The organism is Mesorhizobium sp. M0626, from assembly GCF_040320665.1.
Lineage (GTDB): Bacteria > Pseudomonadota > Alphaproteobacteria > Rhizobiales > Rhizobiaceae > Mesorhizobium.
Map to the genome: position 1 here is coordinate 1 of NZ_JAMYQD010000054.1, position 1,403 is coordinate 1,403.

Genomic DNA, 1,403 nt, shown 5'->3' on the forward strand with positions numbered 1-1,403 from the left:
TTTGCCGTCCAACACGAGATGAGCGGCGAGATCGCCAAGGCGCTTGGCATGCAACCTTCGGCAGCGGAAAGCGAGCGCATGGCGCGGCCGCCGACCGAAAACCTCGAAGCCTACGACTTCTATCTTCGTGCCGAGCAGACAGCACGGACCGGTCGGCGCGACGGCCTGCGGGAGGCGCTCACGCTCTACGACAAGGCCGAGCAGCTCGACCCCGCTTTTGCGGAAGCCTTCGCGGCGGATGCAAGCACGACGGTGTATATCTGGCGTGAATCGTTCAATGACATCATGCAGAGCGCACCTGCGCGCAAGCGCGCCTATGAGAAGGCGAGCCGAGCTTTGCAACTCGACCCTGACCTTTCGTCGCCCTATGCTATTCTTGGGATCATGCAGGTCGTGGATCGCCGCTACGAGGAAGCCATCGCTTCGGTCGAGCGAGCCGTCGCACTCGGCCCCGGCGATGCTGAGACGCAAATAGCCCTGGGATACGTGCAACTGTTCGCCGGCAGTCATGCTGAGGCTGCCGAAGCGGTCGAGACGGCGCTCAGGCTCGATCCCAACCTTTCACCTGTAAACCGGCAAATTGCCGGTCTGGTCTTTCTAATTCAAGGGAGCAACGACAGGGCGATCGAGGCCCTCGAACGCACCCGCGACGATGCGCCGTCAGTCGGAGATTACACGATCACGCTTGGTGCCGCCTACGCCCGCGCCGGCCGCCTGCAGGATGCCAGGGCGGCAGTGGCCGAGGGGCTAGGTGCCATGTCCACACCAGGTTTCGATTCATTGTCCGCATACCGACTCAACGGTGCCCAATATCGTAACCCGCAGGATTTGGCTCTCATCGTCGACGCGTTGCAGCAGGCGGGCTTGCCCGAATGGCCGTTCGGTTTCACCGGCGATGAGCACAACCGCTTGAAGGGCAAGGAGATCGCCTCGCTGGTGCTGGGCCATACTCTGCAGGGTCAGCTTGAGCCCGGTCTCCAACCAGCCTTCCTCCAGATCGGGAGCGACGGCAAGGCAGCCTTCCGCTCCACGACGCGGCTGGTCACCGAGACCGTCCGTGTCGATGGCGACTTATTGTGCGAGCTGAGCGAGAATATGTTCGGGCGCCCCGACTGTGGACCCGTCTATAAACGCGGCGACGATGGAGGCGGCGGCTATTCCTTCGTCAACTCAAGCAAGGTGTTTCACTTTACGGTTGTTCAGTAGAAGCACACGCGCGTCATAACGGACGCACACACTCGCGTCCGATGCGGGACTAGAATAGGCTGCGCGAAGCCGCTTGATCGACCAAGGAGGGCGCAGGCAGGTATGGAGCGAAGGCTTAGCGCGATCCTTGCTGCCGACGTGGTCGGCTACAGCACGCTCATGGGCGAGGATGAGGTCGGCACGCTCGAACGACTGAA

1 protein-coding gene is annotated in these 1,403 nt (G+C 62.1%); it reads left to right on the forward strand.

Features of this window, described 5'->3' with window-relative positions; genetic code table 11:
• Positions 1 to 1,206, forward strand: a 1,206-nt coding sequence (locus NKI37_RS31830; RefSeq protein ID WP_352791853.1) for a tetratricopeptide repeat protein, incomplete at its 5' end; no start/stop codon positions are given.
• Between the last annotated feature and the right edge of the window lie 197 nt (positions 1,207 to 1,403).